This window comes from Bradyrhizobium sp. 170 (assembly GCF_023101085.1).
In the GTDB taxonomy this organism is placed as follows: Bacteria; Pseudomonadota; Alphaproteobacteria; order Rhizobiales; family Xanthobacteraceae; genus Bradyrhizobium.
In genome coordinates, this window is the sequence record NZ_CP064703.1 from 823,854 (window position 1) to 840,863 (window position 17,010).

The following is a 17,010-nucleotide window of genomic DNA, read 5'->3' on the forward strand; positions in this document are numbered from 1 at the left end:
TGCGAACGCAGGGACCCATACCGCGTCGTGCTCTCGGCTCAAGCCGAGTTGGCTGACGTCTTTCGCAAAATGAGCGCCGGTGGCTATGGGTCCCTGCTTTCGCACTAGGGCATGCACACTTCTGGTGCGACGGATTGACTCGGGTCGGGGGATTCCAGAATCAGGAATCTGTGTGATTTGTATTGCGGCACTTCAGCTTTGGCAGGGGTGTCGGGATGCTGTCACAGATCGATTGGTCACTGGGTCGGTTCGGGGATCGTCGCCTCGATAAAGGGGGGCGGCGCTTGTCGAATGCATGGTCGCGGGCAAAGATGTCTGCCTGCGCCGGCTTTCGAAAGGCAACCGCGCCCGGGAGGTTCGGTTCAACCGGCTTCTCGGCAATGCCAAGGTGACGACAGAGCGCATCATCGAAAGCTGGAGCGAGGGCACGGTTGCCGCGGCAGAGGGCCGCCACGTGCTGGCGATCCAGGACACCAGTGAGATCAACTTCACCACCACGGCAGAGCGCCGACGCGGGCTCGGAGAGACCGCCAAGGGCAATGTCCACGGGTTGCTGCTGCACCCGATGCTGGCGGTAGACGCCGACAACGGCACCTGCCTCGGTCTGTTGAGCGGTCAGATATGGACGCGCAAGGGCCGCCGTACCGTCTCGCACGACCGGCGCGAGCTGTCGGACAAGGAATCGCAGCGCTGGATCGCCACGGCGCTGGCGGCCAAGCCGCTGCTGGCTGGGGCCGCCATGGTGACCGCGCTCGGTGACCGCGAGAGCGACATCTTCGCGCTTTATGCCAGCGCCGCCGAGCAGCACTTCCACGTGATCGCCCGCAGCATGCATGATCGCAAGCTGGCGGACGATAGCGGCCTGTACGCGAGCAGTGAGGCCATGGCGGCCGTGGACCAGCGCACCATCGTGCTGCCTGCGCGGGCACAGCGGGCCGAGCGGGTCGTGCCTCTCGAACTGCGCTTCGGCGCGGTGAACCTGGCCCGGCCACAAAGCAAGTTCCTGCGCCATCTGCCAGAAAGCCTGCCGCTGACCCTGGTCGATGTGCGTGAGGTTGATCCTCAAGCCGGTACCGAGCCGCTGCACTGGCGGCTTCTCACCACCCATTCGGTGACGAATGCAGAACAGGCCTGGCGTATCGTCGATTGGTACAAGCAGCGCTGGCTGATCGAGCAGTTCTTCCGCGTCCTCAAGACCCAAGGCTTCAAGCTCGAAGACAGCCAGCTCTCCACCGCCGATCGGCTCCTCAAGCTGGTCGCCATCGCGGCCAAAGCCGCGGTCATTACCATCCAACTCTTGCAGGCGCGCGATGGCCGCGGCCAACAGCCGATCTATCTCGCCTTCAAAGCGAACGAGGTCGCGGCGCTCACTGCCTCAATCAAGATATCGAAGCCAAAAGCAAACGGCTCAACAATCCGTATCCGCCCGACAGCCTTGCCTGGGCTGCCTGGATCATCGGCCGTCTCGGCGGCTGGGACGGCTATCCCTCGTCCAAGCCGCCCGGTCCAATCACCATGAAACACGGTCTCGAGTACTTCCACGCCGTCGCGGTCGGATGGAGCCTCAGAAATGTGTGCATGCCCTAGTGCTTTCGCAGGGACGACGGAGATATTGACCTTCGCCTCCCAATCGGATTGCCTCTCACGCAACCAACAATCCTCCCGGGGAAGCAACGCATGTCCTTTGTGCTGGCCATCGATCAGGGCACCACGTCCTCGCGCGCCATCGTGTTTCGATCAGACATCTCCATCGCCGCGACCGCGCAAGCCGAATTCCCGCAGCATTTTCCGGCCTCGGGCTGGGTCGAGCACGAGCCGGAGGACATCTGGACCTCGACCATCACGGTCTGCCGCGCCGCGTTGGAAAAGGCCGGCCTGACCGCAAAAGACATTGCCGCGATCGGCATCACCAACCAGCGCGAGACCACTGTCGTCTGGGATCGCGCCACCGGGCAGGCCGTGCACCGCGCCATCGTTTGGCAGGACCGCCGCACATCAGACGTCTGCGCCAAACTGAAGGCCGAGGGTCATGAGCCGGCAATTTCAGCCAAGACCGGCCTGATCATCGATCCCTATTTCTCCGGCACCAAAGTCGCATGGATCCTCGATCACGTGCCGGGCGCGCGCGAACGCGCTGGCCGCGGCGAGCTGATGTTCGGCACCGTCGATTGCTATCTGCTGTGGCGGCTGACCGCTGGCCGTGTGCACGCCACCGACGCCACCAACGCCTCGCGCACGCTGCTGTTCAACATCCACACCGGCGAGTGGGACGATGAGCTCTTGAAACTCCTGCGCGTGCCGCGCTCGATGCTGCCGGAGGTAAAAAACTCCTCCGCCAAGTTCGGCGACAGCGACGCGGGCCTGTTCGGCGGTTCGATCGCAATCTCCGGCATCGCCGGCGACCAGCAGGCCGCCACCATCGGCCAGGCCTGCTTCACGCCGGGCATGATCAAGTCGACCTACGGCACCGGCTGCTTTGCGCTGCTCAACACCGGCACGACACCGGTCGCCTCGAAGAACAAGCTGCTCACCACCATCGCCTATCAGCTCAACGGCAAACGCACCTACGCCCTGGAAGGCTCGATCTTCGTCGCAGGCTCCGCCGTGCAATGGCTGCGCGACGGCCTCGGCATCATCAAGCAGGCGGCCGAGACCGGCCCGCTCGCCGACAAATCCGATTCCATGCAGAGCGTCTATCTGGTGCCCGCCTTCGTCGGCCTCGGCGCCCCCTACTGGAATCCCCGCGTGCGCGGCGCGCTGTTCGGCCTCACCCGCAACACCGGTCCTGCCGAACTCGCACATGCGGCGCTGGAAAGCGTCTGCTACCAGACCTTCGATCTCCGCGAAGCGATGCGCGCCGACTGGCCGGGCGAGAAGGCCGCCAACGTGCTCCGCGTCGACGGCGGCATGACCGCCTCCGACTGGACCATGCAGCGCCTTGCGGACTTGCTCGACGCCCCGGTCGACCGCCCGATGATCCAGGAAACCACCGCACTCGGCGCCGCCTATCTCGCCGGGCTGCAGGCCGGCGTCTATCCCGAGCCCGCAAAGTTCGCCGACAACTGGCGGCTGGAGCACCGCTTCAAGCCGGCGATGAGCGCGGCGACGCGGGAGCGGAAGCTGGCGGGGTGGGCGAGGGCTGTGAAGGGCGTGCTGGCGAGCGACGAGGGGGAGTAGCGCCGGATGATCCTGCCCGACGGTTACTCGGATGTGCCCGCCGGCAAGATCGCCGCCGTCGTCACGCATCTGGAAATGACCGCGCGCCCCGCGCCGCGTCCGGATCCCGCCGGCGCATGGTCGCTGCGCCGGGTTGAGATGCCGCCGCTCGACTGGTTTCGCGATCTCTACCTTCGCGTCGGCGAGGAGTGGCTGTGGTTCTCACGGATCCGGATGCCGGACGCTGAACTGGCCGCGATCATTCACGCCCCACTGGTGGAAGTCTACGCGCTGGAGCACGAGGGCCGCGACGAAGGCCTGCTTGAGCTGGATTTTCGCGACGCCGGCCAATGCGAGATCGCGTTCTTTGGCGTCAGCGCAAAGCTGATTGGCAGCGGTGCCGGCCGCTGGTTGATGAACCGCGCGCTGGAGCTTTCATGGTCGCGGCCGGTCGCGCGGGTCTGGGTGCACACTTGCACCTTTGATCATCCGGCGGCGCTGGCCTTCTATCAGCGCTCGGGCTTTCGCCCGTTCCGGCGGCAGGTCGAGGTGGCGGATGATCCGCGGGTCGACGGCACCGCGCCGCGCGATGCGGCGCGGCATGTTCCGATGATCGAGTAAGCTAGAACATCTCCTGCTTCGCCCGCGCCAGCGAAAATCCGCGCCGGTCGGTGTTGAAGCAAGTAATCCCCGCCTGCTCCGACTTGCACGTAAACCCGCCGCGCTGCCACACCTCGCTATAGCCCAGCACCGGCAGTGATTTGTCCATCACAGTGTCGCCGTGGCAGAGGCGCGTGGCGGGGCCTTTGGCGTTCATCTCGAAGGCGCCGCCGTAATCGAGGTCGCAATCGGCCGGCCGGCGCGTCTTGGTTTCCATTGCGTTGATGTCGCAGCGGAGGATGTTCTGCTTGTCGTAGTCGAAATACTGGCAGGCGATGTTCTTGGATGGCGACTGGAAGCCGGCGGGGCCGGACTGGGCGTGGGCTGTGGCGGTAAGTGTCAGCACGGACAGCGCGGAAAGCATGGGTAAGGTGCGCATCATCATGTGACTCGTTGGTTGCAATGTGAAGCAGCGTACTTAGGATGGCAGGGAGCGCAACCCCGACCCGCATGTCATGCCGGACGCCTGTCCCCGACCTGATCGGGGATGATCCGGGCATCCATCCCTCTTCAAGAAAGTCTTTTGAAGAGGGATGGATTGCCGGGGTCTCCAACGTGCAGACGCGCTTCGCGCTTTTGCCCGGCAATGACGAACCTGAGTGTGTAGCAACATGATCCTGATCGGCCAATTCGACTCTCCCTTCGTCCGCCGCGTCGCCATCGCCATGCGGCTGTATGGCATCGCCTTCGAGCACAAGCCGTGGTCGACCTTCGGCGATGCCGACAAGATCGCTCCCTATAATCCGCTGCGGCGGGTGCCGACGCTGGTGCTCGACGACGGCGAGGCGCTGATCGAGAGCGCGATGATCCTGGATTATCTTGACGATGTCGTCGGCCCCGACAAGGCGATGATCGCGCCGCGCGGCGAGACGCGGCGGCGGCATTTGCGGATCGCGGCGCTGGCGATGGGGCTGGGCGACAAGGGCGTCAGCCTGCTGTACGAGCGCGTGCTGCGGAAGGAGAAGCAACTCGATCTCTGGGTCGAGCGCTGCAAGTCGCAGATATCGGGCGTGCTCGACGTGCTGGAAAAGGAGCGTGCGGCGGTGAAGACGCCGTATTGGTTCGGCGAGAACATCGGCCATGCCGATATCGCGGTCGCTTGCGTGCTGCGCTTCACCGGCGAGGCGCATCCCGCGCTGTTCGACGCGCGCTATCCCGCGCTGAAGGCGCATTCCGAGCGGTGCGAGGCGCTGCCGCCTTTCCAGGAAATCGTGCAGCCGTTGGCGCCGCCGAAGGGGTAGCGTCTCCCTCGCCCCGCTCTTGCGGGGAGAGGGTGGATCAATCGCGCGAAGCGCGATTGAGACGGGTGAGGGGCTCTCTCCTCGAAGCCGGTGTGAATTGATAGACCTGTACCCCCTCACCCGGATCACATCTACGATGTGATCCGACCTCTCCCCGCAAGCGGGGCGAGGTAAGAAAGAGCGGCTCCGCCGGAGAACCCCTCACCCGTCTCAATCGTGCTTCGCACGAATTGATCCACCTCTCCCACAAGGGGAGAGGGGAAGTGAGAGGCCGCACGCTCTACTTCGGCCGCATCGCTTCCGGCGTGTCCGGCTGCGCCAGCGGATGTGCTTTCGCAAATTCCGGCAGCGCCATCGCGGTCTCGAAGATGCGCTTCACCGTTGGATAGATTTTCAGGTCGATCTGCTGCGTGATCGCGACGGTGACATGGCCGACCATGCAGATGTCTGCCAGCGTCGGCGCATCGCCATGGCAGAATTTTCCCGTGTCCTTGTGGCCGGCAAGATGTCCCTCCAGCGCCGCCAGCGTCTCGATGGTCCAATGCCGCCGCCATGCCGCTTGCTGCGTGTCGCGCAGATTGAGTTCGTGGTCGAGATAGCGCCGCACCCGCGGCACCAGCAGCGGATGGCCCTCGCAGGCGACCATCAGCGCCAGCGCGCGGACGCGGGCGCGGCCGTTGGGGTCAGTGGGCAGCAGCGGCGGGGAGGGATATTTCTCGTCGAGATATTCGAGGATGGCGAGCGATTGGAATAGCGTGGTGCCGTCATCTTCGACCAGCGCCGGCAGCGCCATCTGCGGATTGATCTTGCGATACTCGGGATCACGATGGGCGTTGGCGTCGAGATCGACGAAGATCACTTCGGCCGGAACATTTTTCAGATTGAGCGCGATGCGAACGCGAAAGCTCGCCAGCGATCGCCAGAAGGAGAAGAACTTCATGGGGGCTCCACGCACTCGTCATGCGCGGGCTTGACCCGCGCATCCATCCATCTTCGTGAGATGGATCACCGGGTCAAGCCCGGTGATGACAAGTCAGGCCCCCACGGCCTTCTTGCGCCAGGCCAGATGCACGGCGCAGGCGCAACCGGGCGGATGCGAGGCCAAATCCTTGGAGGCTACGTCATTGGCAGGGACGATCTCGGCCACCGCCGGCGTCTTCGCCGCCGCCTGTTCCTGCGAGGGAATATAGTTCAGCACCGGCGCCAGCCAGCGCTCGGTCTCGGCGACGCTCATGCCCTTGCGCGCGGCATAGTCCTCGACCTGGTCGCGCTCGATCTTGCCGACGCCGAAATAGAAGCTCTCGGGGTGGGAGAAATAAAGCCCCGACACCGACGAGCCCGGCCACATCGCAAAGCTCTCGGTCAGGACAACGCCGGCGGTATTCTCGGCGTCGAGCAGGCGGAACAGCGTCGCCTTCTCGGTGTGATCGGGCTGCGCGGGATAGCCGGGCGCCGGGCGAATGCCGGCATATTGTTCGAGGATGAGCTGATCGGACGCCAGCGCCTCGTCCGGCGCGTAACCCCAGAATTCCTTGCGGACGCGCTGATGCATCCGCTCGGCAAACGCTTCCGCCAGACGATCGGCCAGCGCCTTGCACAGGATCGAGGAGTAATCGTCGTTGGCGTTCTTGAAGCGGTCGGCAACCACGTCCTCGCCGATCCCCGCCGTGACCACGAAGGCGCCGATATAATCCGGCACGCCCGACGCCACCGGCGCAATGAAGTCCGACAGCGCGGCGTTGAAGCGGCCTTCGCGCTTCTCCAGTTGCTGGCGCAGCGTGTGGAAGGTCGCGATCTTTTGCTTGCGGCTGTCGTCGCCATAGACGGCGATATCGTCGCCGTCGGCATTGGCCGGCCAGAAGCCGATGGTGGCGCGGGCCTTGAACCATTTTTCCTTGATGATGAGGTCCAGCATCTTGCGCGCGTCGTCGTAGAGCGAACGCGCGACTTCGCCGATCTTGGGATCGTCGAGGATGGCCGGGAAACGCCCGGTCAGTTCCCAGGTCTGGAAGAACGGCGTCCAGTCGATGTACTCGGCCAATTCCGCAAGGTCGTAGGCGTCAAAGCTCCTGATGCCCAGAAACGCCGGCTTCTTCGGCGGCGTCTTGGCGAAGTCGGCCTTGACCGCGTTGGCGCGGGCGGCGGCGAGCTTGAGCCGCTTCTTGTCGGCCTGCGCACGGAAATGCGCCGCGGAAATTTTGGCGTATTCGGCGCGGATGTCGGCGGCATAGGCCTCGCGCCGCTCGGGCGAGAGCAGCGACGACGCCACGCCGACGGCGCGGCTGGCGTCGTTGACGTGCACCACCGGGCCACCTTTGTAGTTCGGATCGATCTTGACGGCGGTGTGGACGCGGCTCGTCGTGGCGCCGCCAATCAAGAGCGGCATCTTCATGCCCTGCCGCTCCATTTCGCCGGCCAGGAAACTCATCTCGTCGAGCGAAGGCGTGATCAGGCCGGACAGCCCGATGATATCGGCGTCTTCCGCCTTGGCAGTTTCGATGATCTTGCTGGCGGGCACCATGACGCCGAGGTCGATCACCTCGAAATTGTTACATTGCAGCACGATGCCGACGATGTTCTTGCCGATGTCGTGGACGTCGCCCTTCACGGTGGCCAGCACGATCTTGCCGGCGGCGTTGCGGCCGTCGCTGGTCACGCCGTTCGCAAGGTTGCGCGCCTTCTCCTCTTCCATGAACGGCATCAGATAGGCGACCGCCTGCTTCATCACGCGGGCGGACTTCACCACCTGCGGCAGGAACATTTTTCCGTCGCCAAAGAGGTCGCCGACGATGTTCATGCCGGCCATCAGCGGGCCTTCGATCACGTTGAGCGGCCGTTCGACCGTCAGCCGCACGGCTTCGGTGTCCGCTTCGATGAATTCGGTAATGCCGTGCACCAGCGCGTGGCTCAGCCGCTTTTCGACCGGCCATTCGCGCCAGGCGAGGTCCTGCTCCCTGGTCTGCTTCTCCTTGCCGCGGAATTTCTCCGCCAGCGCCAGCAGCCGCTCGGATGCGCCGGGGTCACGGTTGAGGATGACGTCCTCGCAAGTTTGGCGCAGCTCGGGGTCGATGTCGTCATAGACGATCATCTGCCCGGCGTTGACGATGCCCATGTCCATCCCGGCCTTGATGGCATGATAGAGGAACACCGAATGCATGGCCTCGCGCACCGGCTCGTTGCCGCGGAACGAGAACGAGAGATTCGACACGCCGCCGGAGATGTGCGCATGCGGCAGGTTCTGGCGGATCCAACGCGTCGCTTCGATGAAGTCGACGCCGTAATTGTTGTGCTCTTCAAGTCCGGTCGCGATCGCAAAGATATTGGGATCGAAGATGATGTCCTCGGGCGGGAAGCCGACCTCGTTGACCAGGATGTCGTAGGCGCGCTTGCAGATTTCGGTCTTGCGCGCGAACGTATCGGCCTGGCCGACTTCGTCGAACGCCATCACCACGACAGCCGCGCCATGGCGGCGCGCGATCTGGGCTTCGTGGATGAATTTCTCCACGCCTTCCTTCATCGAGATCGAATTCACCACCGGCTTGCCCTGAACGCATTTCAGGCCGGCTTCGATCACGTTGAATTTCGAGGAGTCCACCATGACAGGCACGCGGGCGATGTCGGGCTCGGCGGCGACGAGATTGAGGAAGGTCGCCATCGCGGCTTCCGAATCCAGCAGGCCTTCGTCCATGTTGACGTCGATGATCTGCGCGCCGTTCTCGACCTGGTCGCGGGCCACCTGAAGCGCTGCGGTGTAATCGCCCGCGGTGACCAGCTTGCGGAATTTCGCCGAGCCCGTGACGTTGGTGCGCTCGCCGACGTTCACGAACGGGATCGCCGGCGTCAGTTCGAACGGCTCGAGGCCCGACAGCCGCAGGCGCGGCTCGATCGTGGGGACGGCGCGCGGCTTGTGCGGGGCAACCGCGGCGGCAATCGCCGCGATATGGTCCGGCGTGGTGCCGCAGCAACCGCCGACGATGTTGACGAGACCGGCCTCGGCAAACTCGCCGATCAGCCGCGCCATGTATTCCGGGCTTTCGTCGTACTGGCCGAATTCGTTGGGCAGGCCGGCGTTCGGATAGGCGCACACCAGCGTGTCGGCGACGCGGCCGATGTCGGCGATATGGGCGCGAAGGTCTTCGGCGCCGAGCGCGCAGTTGAATCCGATGGTGATCGGCTTGGCGTGCCGCACCGAATTCCAGAACGCTTCCGGCAATTGCCCCGACAGCAGCCGGCCCGACTTGTCGGTGATGGTGCCCGAGATCATCACGGGCACGTCGATGCCGCGCGCTTCCGTGATTTCGGAAATGGCGTAGAGCGCAGCCTTGGCGTTCAGCGTGTCGAAGATAGTTTCGACCAGCAGCAAATCCGCGCCGCCGTCGAGCAGGCCGTTGATCTGCTCGCCATAGGACTTGCGCAAATCGTCGAAGGTGACGGCGCGATAGCCGGGGTTGGACACGTCGGGCGATATCGAAGCGGTGCGATTGGTCGGGCCCAGCGCGCCCGCAACGAAGCGCGACTTGCCGTCCTCGGCGGTGACGCGTTCGGCGGCGGCGCGGGCAAGTTTTGCGCCGTCGCGGTTGAGTTCGTAGGCGAGGTCCGACATGTCGTAGTCGGCCTGCGCGATCGAGGTCGAGGAGAACGTGTTGGTCGCGACGATGTCAGCGCCGGCGCGCAGATAGTCGGCGTGGATGTCCTCGATCGCCTTCGGCTGCGTCAGGATCAGCAGGTCGTTATTGCCGCGGACATCGCGATGGAAATCCGCAAAACGCTTCCCCCGAAACGCGGCTTCGTCATACTGCAGGCCCTGGATCATGGTGCCCATGGCGCCGTCGAGCACCAGGATGCGCTCGCGGGCGGCGGCGAGCAGGGCGGCACGTTTGGGCGAGATCTTGGCGGTCATCGGATCAAGCGGCCTTCTGTGCGCCATTGGGACGGATGCCCAGCAAATGGCTGATCGCAAACACGAGGTCCGCGCGGTTCATGGTGTAGAAGTGAAAGGTGTCGACGCCATGCTTGGCGAGTTTCTGCACCTGGCCGGCCGCGACCGTCGCGGCGACGAGCTTGCGCGTCTCGGCGTCGTCGTCGAGGCCGTCGAACTTGTCCGCCAGCCACGCCGGCACCGTCGTTCCAGCACGGGTCACGAAGGTCCGAGCCTGCTTGAAATTGTGCATCGGCATGATGCCGGGCACGACCGGAATGTCGATGCCGCGGGCGCGGACGCGATCGAGGTAGCGGAAGTAGAGATCGTTATCGAAGAACACCTGCGTGATGGCCCGCGCCGCGCCGGCGTCGACCTTGGCTTTCAGCGTATCGATGTCGGTATCGATGGTCGGGCTCTCCGGATGTTTTTCGGGATAGGCCGAAACCGAGATCTCGATATCGGGATAGCGCTTCTTGATGCCTTCGATCAGGTCGGGCGAGCTCTGATAGCCGTCCGGGTGGGCATGATAGGCGGTGCCGATGCCGGTGGTCGGATCGCCGCGCAGCGCCACGATGTGGCGGACGCCGATCTCGTGATAGCGCGCCACCACGTCGTCGATCTCGCCCTTCGGCGCGCCGACGCAGGTCAGATGCGCGGCCGGCGTCAGGCTGGTCTCTTTGAGGATGCGCGCGATGGTCGAATGGGTACGCTCGCGGGTCGAGCCCCCGGCGCCATAGGTCACGGACACGAAATTCGGCGTCAGCGGCGCCAGCCGGTTAATCGTCTCCCACAGGCTCCGCTCCATCTCTTCCGTCTTGGGCGGGAAGAACTCGAAGGAAATCTTTGGCGAATGCAGCGCGCGATGGCCGGCAACGGCGGGGGGCGTAACCTCGGTCATGGCACTTCACAAAGCTCCGAAAGGATGGGCAGGCATCAGGCCTAGCGGCCAGGAGCTAAAATAGGCCAAACAGGGCTGGCCAAACAGCCCATCATCGATGGGAAATGGCCCAATTACTGCAATTTATTTGGAATAATCGTTCCATTGGAGTAGGGTGATGGGCTGAAACGGCTTATATATTTATGTAATTAAAACAGTAGGATAGTCAAATTTTGATGGCTTTGGATGGGTGCTCAAGATGGTGGGCAATAGCAAAATGTTTTGCATTAGTCATATGTCGTCCCACTCAGTGGCTGCGATGCTTACTGCCTTTTCCCACAAGCGCGGGCCTGATCTGCGCTCGCTGGGCCTTTGTCACCCTCCTGCGCCGCACTAGTCTAGCGTCATGATCCCGCTTTCAGTCCTCGACCTCTCCGTCGTCACCACAGGCACCCGTCCGGCCCACGCGCTGCAGAACAGCATCGATCTGGCGCGCCATGTCGATGGGCTCGGCTATGTCCGCTACTGGCTCGCCGAGCACCACAATCTGGCTTCGGTGGCGAGCCCGGCGCCCGATTTGATGATCGGGCAGATCGCGGCGGTGACGAACAACATCCGCGTCGGCTCCGGCGGCGTGATGCTGCCCAACCACGCGCCGCTGGTGGTGGCCGAGCGCTTCAAGATGCTGGAGGCGCTGTTTCCCGGCCGCATCGACCTCGGCCTCGGCCGCGCACCCGGAACCGATGGCGCGACGGCGCATGCGTTGCGCAGCCGGCTCGATCGCCGCGAAGGCGATGATTTTCTCGAACGGTTGAGTGAACTGGTGTTGTGGGAGACCCGCGATTTCCCGGCCGGCCATCCCTACAACAATGTGGTGGCGATGCCGGACGATACGCCGCTGCCGCCGATCTGGCTGCTCGGCTCCAGCGACTACTCTTCCGAACTCGCAGCGCAAGTCGGCATGGGTTTCGCGTTCGCGCATCATTTTGCGTCCTATGACGCGATCGCGGCGATGAGCAACTACCGCGACCACTTCAAGCCGTCCGGCTGGCGCGCTGCGCCGCACGGCATTCTCGCGGTTGCTGCGGTAGCCGCCGAAACCGATGCGGAAGCCGAACAACTCGCCTCCTCGATGGACCTCAGCCGCCTGCGCCGCGACCGCGGGCAATACCTGCCGTTGCCGAGTGTTGAGGAAGCGCTGGCCTACAATTATAGCGACGCCGAGCGCGCCTCGGTTATGCGCAACCGCTCGCGGCTGTTCGTCGGCAGCCCCGCGACGATCATGGCGAAGCTGCAGCCTATGATTACGGCCGGCCAGCCGGATGAACTCATGATCATCACCGCGGTGTACGATCATGACGCGCGGAAGAAGTCATACAGTCTGCTCGCGGAAGCATTTGGATTGGGAAAGAGGGTCGCGGCGTAATAAAGTGTCGTCCCTGCGCACGCAGGGACCCATACCGCGTGATCCATCGATGAGGCAGTGTGGCTGACGCCTTTTAACCCAATTGCGTTCGGTGGCTATGGGTCCCTGCTTTCGCAGGGACGACCCTATCGAGAGACTGGCGCTTAGCTCAATCCGCCTTCTCGGAAAATGTCGCGCGGAACGGATGCCCCGGATAAACGCCGACAATACGGAATTCGCGTGAGAAGAATTTCAGCTCTTCTAGCGCAAAGGCGAGACCCTTGTCGTCGGGATGCCCGTCGACATCGGCGTAGAACTGGGTCGCGAAGAACTCGCCGTCGACCATGTAGCTTTCCAGCTTGGTCATGTTGACGCCGTTGGTGGCGAAGCCGCCGAGTGCCTTGTAGAGCGCGGCGGGCAAATTGCGTACCCGGAAAACAAAAGTCGTGACCAGCGGCCCCGAATCCTGGGCGGCCCATTTCTGGTCGCGCGCCAGCACCACGAAGCGCGTGGTGTTGTGGGCCTCGTCCTCGACGTCCTCGGCCAGGATATCGAGGCCGTAGATTTTCGCGGCGAGGCGCGAGGCGATCGCGGCGACGGCCTTGTCACCGCGCTCGGAGACATCGCGCGCGCTGCCGGCGGTGTCGGCCGCGACGATCGGCTTGATGCCGAGTTTTCGGATGATGCGCCGGCACTGGCCCAGCGCATGGACATGGCTCTCGACCGTCTTGATGTCAGTGAGCTTTGTCCCGCGCACCGCCATCAACTGGTGGCGTATTGGCAAGAACCATTCGCCGACGATGAACAGGCCGGAATGCGGCAGCAGATGATGGATGTCGGCGACGCGCCCGGCCACCGAATTCTCGATCGGGATCATGCCGAGATCGGCCTCGCCGGAGGAGATCGCGGACAGCGCGTCCTCGAAGGTCGCGCACGGCAACGGCTCGGCGTCCGGATAGGCCTCGGCGATGGCGATATGGGAATTCGCGCCAGGTTCGCCCTGGAATGCGATTTTGAGCTTCTTGGTCATGCGGGGCCTTTTAGCAGCGGCTCAGGTTTTTGCCAGCATGCGCCGGGCGGTTTCGAGGTCGGCCGGGGTGTCGACCCCTCGGGGGACGCTGTCGACGATGGTGATGTCGATCCGCATCCCGGCCTCCAGCGCGCGGAGCTGCTCGAGCTTCTCCTGCTGTTCCAGCGGAGACGGGGGCAGCGCCACGAACCGTTCCAGCGCGGCGCGGCGGTAGGCGTAGAGGCCGATGTGGTGGTAGCGGGGGCCGTCGCCATGGGGCGCCGTGGCGCGGGTGAAATAGAGCGCACGCAGCCGGTTCGGGCCGATCGGCGAGCCGACCGCCTTCACCACGCTGGGGGCCTGGTCCTCTTCCTCGGTATGGATCTGCGAGGCCAGCGTCGCGATGTCGACGGTGGGGTCGTCGAGCGGCGGCAGCGCGGCGCGGATGGTGTCCGGCGCGATCGTGGGAAAGTCGCCCTGCAGGTTGACCACAATCTCGGCCCGGCCATCGGGATCGATCGTCCGCATGGCCTCGTGGATCCGGTCGGAGCCGGAGGGATGATCGGCACGGGTCATCACTACCTCGCCGCCGGCGGCCTTCACGGCGGCCGCGATCTCGGGCGTGTCGGTGGCCACCGCCACCCGGCCGATTTGGGCCTCCTCGGCCCGCCGCAGCACATGGACGATCATCGGCAGGCCGCCGATGTCGAGCAGCGGCTTGCCGGGCAGGCGGGTTGCCGCCATGCGGGCGGGAATCAGCACGAGAATGCGGGTTTCGGTCATCCGGAACGAGGTCTTGCGGCCAGCAAAAACAGGCCGGAAATAATGGGGGATTGGCGGAAAGTCGGGGCGTTTATACGGGTTGCCAGAGCCCGGGCAAACCGATATCTCAACCCTGCTGAGGGTGCGGCGCGAAAGGCTGATTCCTGATGCGCACCCGCGGCCGTTTTGCCGGCCTTCAGTCGACCTTTCCGGCCTGGAGCCTGATCCAACTATGGACTCCTTCGAACTCAACAAGATTCTCGGCGCCATCCTCGCCACCTGCCTCGTTATCCTGGTCACGAGCTTTGCCGCCCACGCGATTTTCGCGCCCGTGAAACCGGAAAAGCCGGGCTTCGAGATTGCCGTGAAGGAAGACGCTTCTCACGGTGGCGCCAAGGAAGCCGCAGCTCCCTCCGAGCCGATCGAGAAGCTGCTGCAGACGGCTTCCGTCGAGAAGGGCACCGGCGCCGCCAAGAAGTGTGCGGCCTGCCATACGTTCGAAAAGGGCGGTCCCAACCGCGTGGGTCCGAACCTCTACGGCGTGCTGAACGAGCCCAAGGGCCAGGGTCGCGGCGGCTTCAACTTCTCGGCCGCCTTGAAGGGCAAGGGCGGCACCTGGACCTATGACGATCTCAACAAGTTTCTTGCCAACCCCAAGGGCTTTGTTCCGGGCACGGCGATGGGATTTGCCGGTATTTCGAAGGACAGCGAGCGCGCCGACGTGATCGCCTATCTGCGCAGCCTTTCGGAAAGCCCGGCCCCGCTGCCGACCGCGGCGAAGTAAGATTTCGACAGTCCTGCAGGGACTTCCGCGCGACATTGCGGCCAGGCATTGCCTGGCCGTTTCGCTATGAGGGATCGCTTTGTTGTTGCCGGAGTTGTTATCGGGACTTTTCGCCGCAGCGGCGGTGTTCCCAAGCTGCTATCATGAGGAAAAAGCAACGTAATCTGTCGAAACCTTGCCTTATATTGGGTCCTCACTAACTCGCCTCGTGTTTGCGTTGTTCGCGTCTGGGGCCGCCGCGGACTTCGACAGCACAGATACTGGCGTCAGCAACAGGAATTCTGCATTTGGCGATTACCCGACGACATCTTCTTCAGGGCGGCGCTGTCGTCGCCATGGCCCCTGCGCTGGGACTGACCCCGGGCACCCCTGCAATTTCGCCGGCCCAGGCACAATCGGGCGAACCGGTGTGGCGGCATGCGCTGTCGCTGTTCGGCGAGGTCAAGTACCCGGCTGACTTCAAGCGGTTTGACTACGTCAATCCGGAGGCTCCGAAGGGCGGCATCGTACGTCAAATACAGGTCGGGACGTTTGACAACTTCAACCTCGTGGTTGCCGGCGTCAAAGGCTCGCTCGCAGCCGGCGTTCAACTGATCTACGAATCTCTAATGACGCAGTCGCTGGATGAGGTTTCGACCGAGTACGGCGAATTGGCCGAAGCCGTCAGCCACCCCGAGGATTTCTCCTGGGTCACGTATCGTCTCAAGCGAGAGGCGAAATGGCACGACGGAAAGCCTGTCACGCCTGACGACGTGATCTTCTCGCTTAACGCATTCAAGCAAAATCATCCGCAGTACTCGGCTTACTATCGCCACGTGGTGAAAGCTGAAAAAGTCGGTGATCGCGAAATCAAGTTCAGCTTCGATGCGCCAGGCAATCGCGAGCTTCCGCAGATCGTAGGACAACTCACGATATTGCCGAAGCATTGGTGGGAGGGCACTGACAGCGAGGGCCGCAAGCGCGACATCTCCGCGACGACGCTGGAGAAGCCGCTGGGTTCGGGTCCCTATCGCATCAAGGAGTTTGTCCCGGGAAGGACGCTGACGCTGGAGCGGGTGAAGGACCATTGGGGGCGCGATTCCAGCACGAATGTCGGCCGCAACAATTTCGACGAGCTGCGCCTGGAATATTTCCGGGATTCGACGGTCGCGCTCGAGGCGTTCAAGGGCGACCAGGTCGATTGGCGCACTGAAAACAGCGCCAAGAACTGGGCAACGGCCTACGACTTCCCGGCCGTCAATGACAAGCGCGTGCTGCTCGAGGAGTTTCCAAACCGCAGTTCCGGAATCATGCAGGCGTTCGCGCTGAATGTCCGGCGTGACCAGTTTAGGGATCCGCGGGTGCGTCGCGCGCTGAATTTTGCGTTCGATTTCGAGGAAATGAACAAGCAGATATTCTTCGGTCAGTACAAGCGCATCAGCAGCTATTTCGATGGCACTGAACTGGCTTCAAGCGGACTGCCGGAAGGCAAGGAGCTGGAGATACTCGAAGCCGTTCGCGCGGAGGTGCCGTCCGAGGTATTCACGAAGCCCTATACGAATCCGATCGGCGGAAGTCCCGAGGCGGTTCGCGAAAATCTTCGTGAGGCACTGCGCTTGCTGAAGGAAGCCGGCTATGAGGTGCGCGAGCGCAAGCTGGTCGATGGCAAGACGGGTGCGCAGTTTTCGCTCGAACTGCTCGGTGCAGACCCGTCCTTCGAACGGGTCATGCTGTTTTTCAAGCCTTCCCTGGAGCGGCTTGGTATTGCCGTCAGCGTGCGCACGATCGATCCGACACAGTATGAAAATCGGCTTCGCAGCTGGGATTTCGATGTGGTCGTCTCGTCGTGGGCGGAATCCTTGTCACCCGGAAATGAACAGCGCGAATACTGGGGTTCGCATGCGGCGGACATGGCAGGTTCGCGCAATGTCATCGGCATCAAGAACCCGGCGATCGACAAATTGATCGAGCGGCTGATCTACGCCAAGGGTCGAGATGACCTGATTGCCGCGACCAAGGCGCTCGATCGCGTGCTGCTGTGGAATCACTATGTCGTGCCGCAGTGGAATTATCCCAAGGTCCGTACCGCGCGCTGGGATCGCTTCGGCCGGCCGTCCGAATTGCCGAAGTACGGCCAGTCGGGTTTCCCGTCGCTGTGGTGGTTCGATGCGGACAAGGCGGCGCGGAACGGAAGACGCTCTTGAAGGATAGCTTGC

Annotated in this window: 13 protein-coding genes; 7 read left to right on the forward strand and 6 right to left on the reverse strand. The window is 63.5% G+C overall.

Going from position 1 to position 17,010, the window contains the following annotated elements; translation table 11 throughout:
* Positions 1–295 precede the first annotated feature (295 nt).
* From IVB05_RS03885 to IVB05_RS03895, 3 genes are all read left to right on the forward strand, one after another.
* Entirely contained in the window at positions 296–1,519 is a 1,224-nt protein-coding gene (locus IVB05_RS03885; RefSeq protein WP_247783115.1) for an IS4 family transposase, read from the forward strand.
* 158 nt (positions 1,520–1,677) lie between these two features.
* Positions 1,678–3,177: a glycerol kinase GlpK gene (gene glpK / locus IVB05_RS03890; protein WP_247783116.1), complete on the forward strand. Its 1,500-nt coding sequence runs from the start codon at positions 1,678–1,680 to the stop codon at positions 3,175–3,177.
* Positions 3,178–3,183: 6 nt separating this feature from the next.
* Positions 3,184–3,777 carry a GNAT family N-acetyltransferase gene (locus tag IVB05_RS03895; RefSeq protein WP_247783117.1) on the forward strand — a complete coding sequence of 198 codons (594 nt, stop codon included), beginning with the start codon at positions 3,184–3,186 and terminating at the stop codon, positions 3,775–3,777.
* Between the two features lies 1 nt (position 3,778).
* Here the strand turns inward: IVB05_RS03895 and IVB05_RS03900 are convergent, their stop codons facing one another.
* A complete protein-coding gene (locus tag IVB05_RS03900; RefSeq protein WP_247783119.1) occupies positions 3,779–4,195 on the reverse strand; it encodes a DUF6636 domain-containing protein in 417 nt (138 codons plus the stop codon).
* A gap of 232 nt (positions 4,196–4,427) precedes the next feature.
* On the opposite strand from IVB05_RS03900, the gene IVB05_RS03905 reads away from it, so the two are divergent.
* Entirely contained in the window at positions 4,428–5,057 is a 630-nt protein-coding gene (locus tag IVB05_RS03905) for a glutathione S-transferase family protein (protein WP_247786581.1), read from the forward strand.
* Positions 5,058–5,337: 280 nt separating this feature from the next.
* Here IVB05_RS03905 and maiA read toward each other — a convergent pair whose 3' ends face one another.
* The 3 genes from maiA to metF all read right to left on the reverse strand — a co-directional run bounded on the left by maiA (position 5,338) and on the right by metF (position 10,876).
* Entirely contained in the window at positions 5,338–5,997 is a 660-nt protein-coding gene (gene maiA / locus IVB05_RS03910) for a maleylacetoacetate isomerase (protein ID WP_247783121.1), read from the reverse strand.
* Between the two features lie 93 nt (positions 5,998–6,090).
* Positions 6,091–9,957: a methionine synthase gene (gene metH / locus IVB05_RS03915; protein WP_247783122.1), complete on the reverse strand. Its 3,867-nt coding sequence runs from the start codon at positions 9,955–9,957 to the stop codon at positions 6,091–6,093.
* Positions 9,958–9,961: 4 nt separating this feature from the next.
* Positions 9,962–10,876: a methylenetetrahydrofolate reductase [NAD(P)H] gene (metF, locus tag IVB05_RS03920; protein WP_247783123.1), complete on the reverse strand. Its 915-nt coding sequence runs from the start codon at positions 10,874–10,876 to the stop codon at positions 9,962–9,964.
* 385 nt (positions 10,877–11,261) lie between these two features.
* On the opposite strand from metF, the gene IVB05_RS03925 reads away from it, so the two are divergent.
* Positions 11,262–12,281: an LLM class flavin-dependent oxidoreductase gene (locus IVB05_RS03925; RefSeq protein ID WP_247783124.1), complete on the forward strand. Its 1,020-nt coding sequence runs from the start codon at positions 11,262–11,264 to the stop codon at positions 12,279–12,281.
* Positions 12,282–12,429: 148 nt separating this feature from the next.
* Here the strand turns inward: IVB05_RS03925 and IVB05_RS03930 are convergent, their stop codons facing one another.
* Both IVB05_RS03930 and IVB05_RS03935 read right to left on the reverse strand, forming a co-directional pair.
* A complete protein-coding gene (locus tag IVB05_RS03930; protein ID WP_247783135.1) occupies positions 12,430–13,290 on the reverse strand; it encodes a prephenate dehydratase in 861 nt (286 codons plus the stop codon).
* 21 nt (positions 13,291–13,311) lie between these two features.
* Positions 13,312–14,052 carry a 3-deoxy-manno-octulosonate cytidylyltransferase gene (locus tag IVB05_RS03935; RefSeq protein WP_247783136.1) on the reverse strand — a complete coding sequence of 247 codons (741 nt, stop codon included), beginning with the start codon at positions 14,050–14,052 and terminating at the stop codon, positions 13,312–13,314.
* A gap of 211 nt (positions 14,053–14,263) precedes the next feature.
* Between IVB05_RS03935 and IVB05_RS03940 the strand changes: the two genes are divergently transcribed.
* The gene (locus tag IVB05_RS03940) at positions 14,264–14,815 is read left to right on the forward strand and encodes a cytochrome c family protein (RefSeq protein ID WP_247783137.1); all 552 of its coding nucleotides are present in this window, start codon (positions 14,264–14,266) and stop codon (positions 14,813–14,815) included.
* 287 nt (positions 14,816–15,102) lie between these two features.
* Positions 15,103–16,998 carry an extracellular solute-binding protein gene (locus IVB05_RS03945; protein ID WP_247783138.1) on the forward strand — a complete coding sequence of 632 codons (1,896 nt, stop codon included), beginning with the start codon at positions 15,103–15,105 and terminating at the stop codon, positions 16,996–16,998.
* Positions 16,999–17,010 lie beyond the last annotated feature (12 nt).

Coding starts and splice junctions, on each gene's coding strand:
- IVB05_RS03885 (WP_247783115.1), top strand. CDS start 296: ATGGTCGCGGGCAAAGATGTCTGCCTGCGCCGGCTTTCGAAAGGCAAC.
- glpK (WP_247783116.1), top strand. CDS start 1,678: ATGTCCTTTGTGCTGGCCATCGATCAGGGCACCACGTCCTCGCGCGCC.
- IVB05_RS03895 (WP_247783117.1), top strand. CDS start 3,184: ATGATCCTGCCCGACGGTTACTCGGATGTGCCCGCCGGCAAGATCGCC.
- IVB05_RS03900 (WP_247783119.1), bottom strand. CDS start 4,195: ATGCGCACCTTACCCATGCTTTCCGCGCTGTCCGTGCTGACACTTACC.
- IVB05_RS03905 (WP_247786581.1), top strand. CDS start 4,428: ATGATCCTGATCGGCCAATTCGACTCTCCCTTCGTCCGCCGCGTCGCC.
- maiA (WP_247783121.1), bottom strand. CDS start 5,997: ATGAAGTTCTTCTCCTTCTGGCGATCGCTGGCGAGCTTTCGCGTTCGC.
- metH (WP_247783122.1), bottom strand. CDS start 9,957: ATGACCGCCAAGATCTCGCCCAAACGTGCCGCCCTGCTCGCCGCCGCC.
- metF (WP_247783123.1), bottom strand. CDS start 10,876: ATGACCGAGGTTACGCCCCCCGCCGTTGCCGGCCATCGCGCGCTGCAT.
- IVB05_RS03925 (WP_247783124.1), top strand. CDS start 11,262: ATGATCCCGCTTTCAGTCCTCGACCTCTCCGTCGTCACCACAGGCACC.
- IVB05_RS03930 (WP_247783135.1), bottom strand. CDS start 13,290: ATGACCAAGAAGCTCAAAATCGCATTCCAGGGCGAACCTGGCGCGAAT.
- IVB05_RS03935 (WP_247783136.1), bottom strand. CDS start 14,052: ATGACCGAAACCCGCATTCTCGTGCTGATTCCCGCCCGCATGGCGGCA.
- IVB05_RS03940 (WP_247783137.1), top strand. CDS start 14,264: ATGGACTCCTTCGAACTCAACAAGATTCTCGGCGCCATCCTCGCCACC.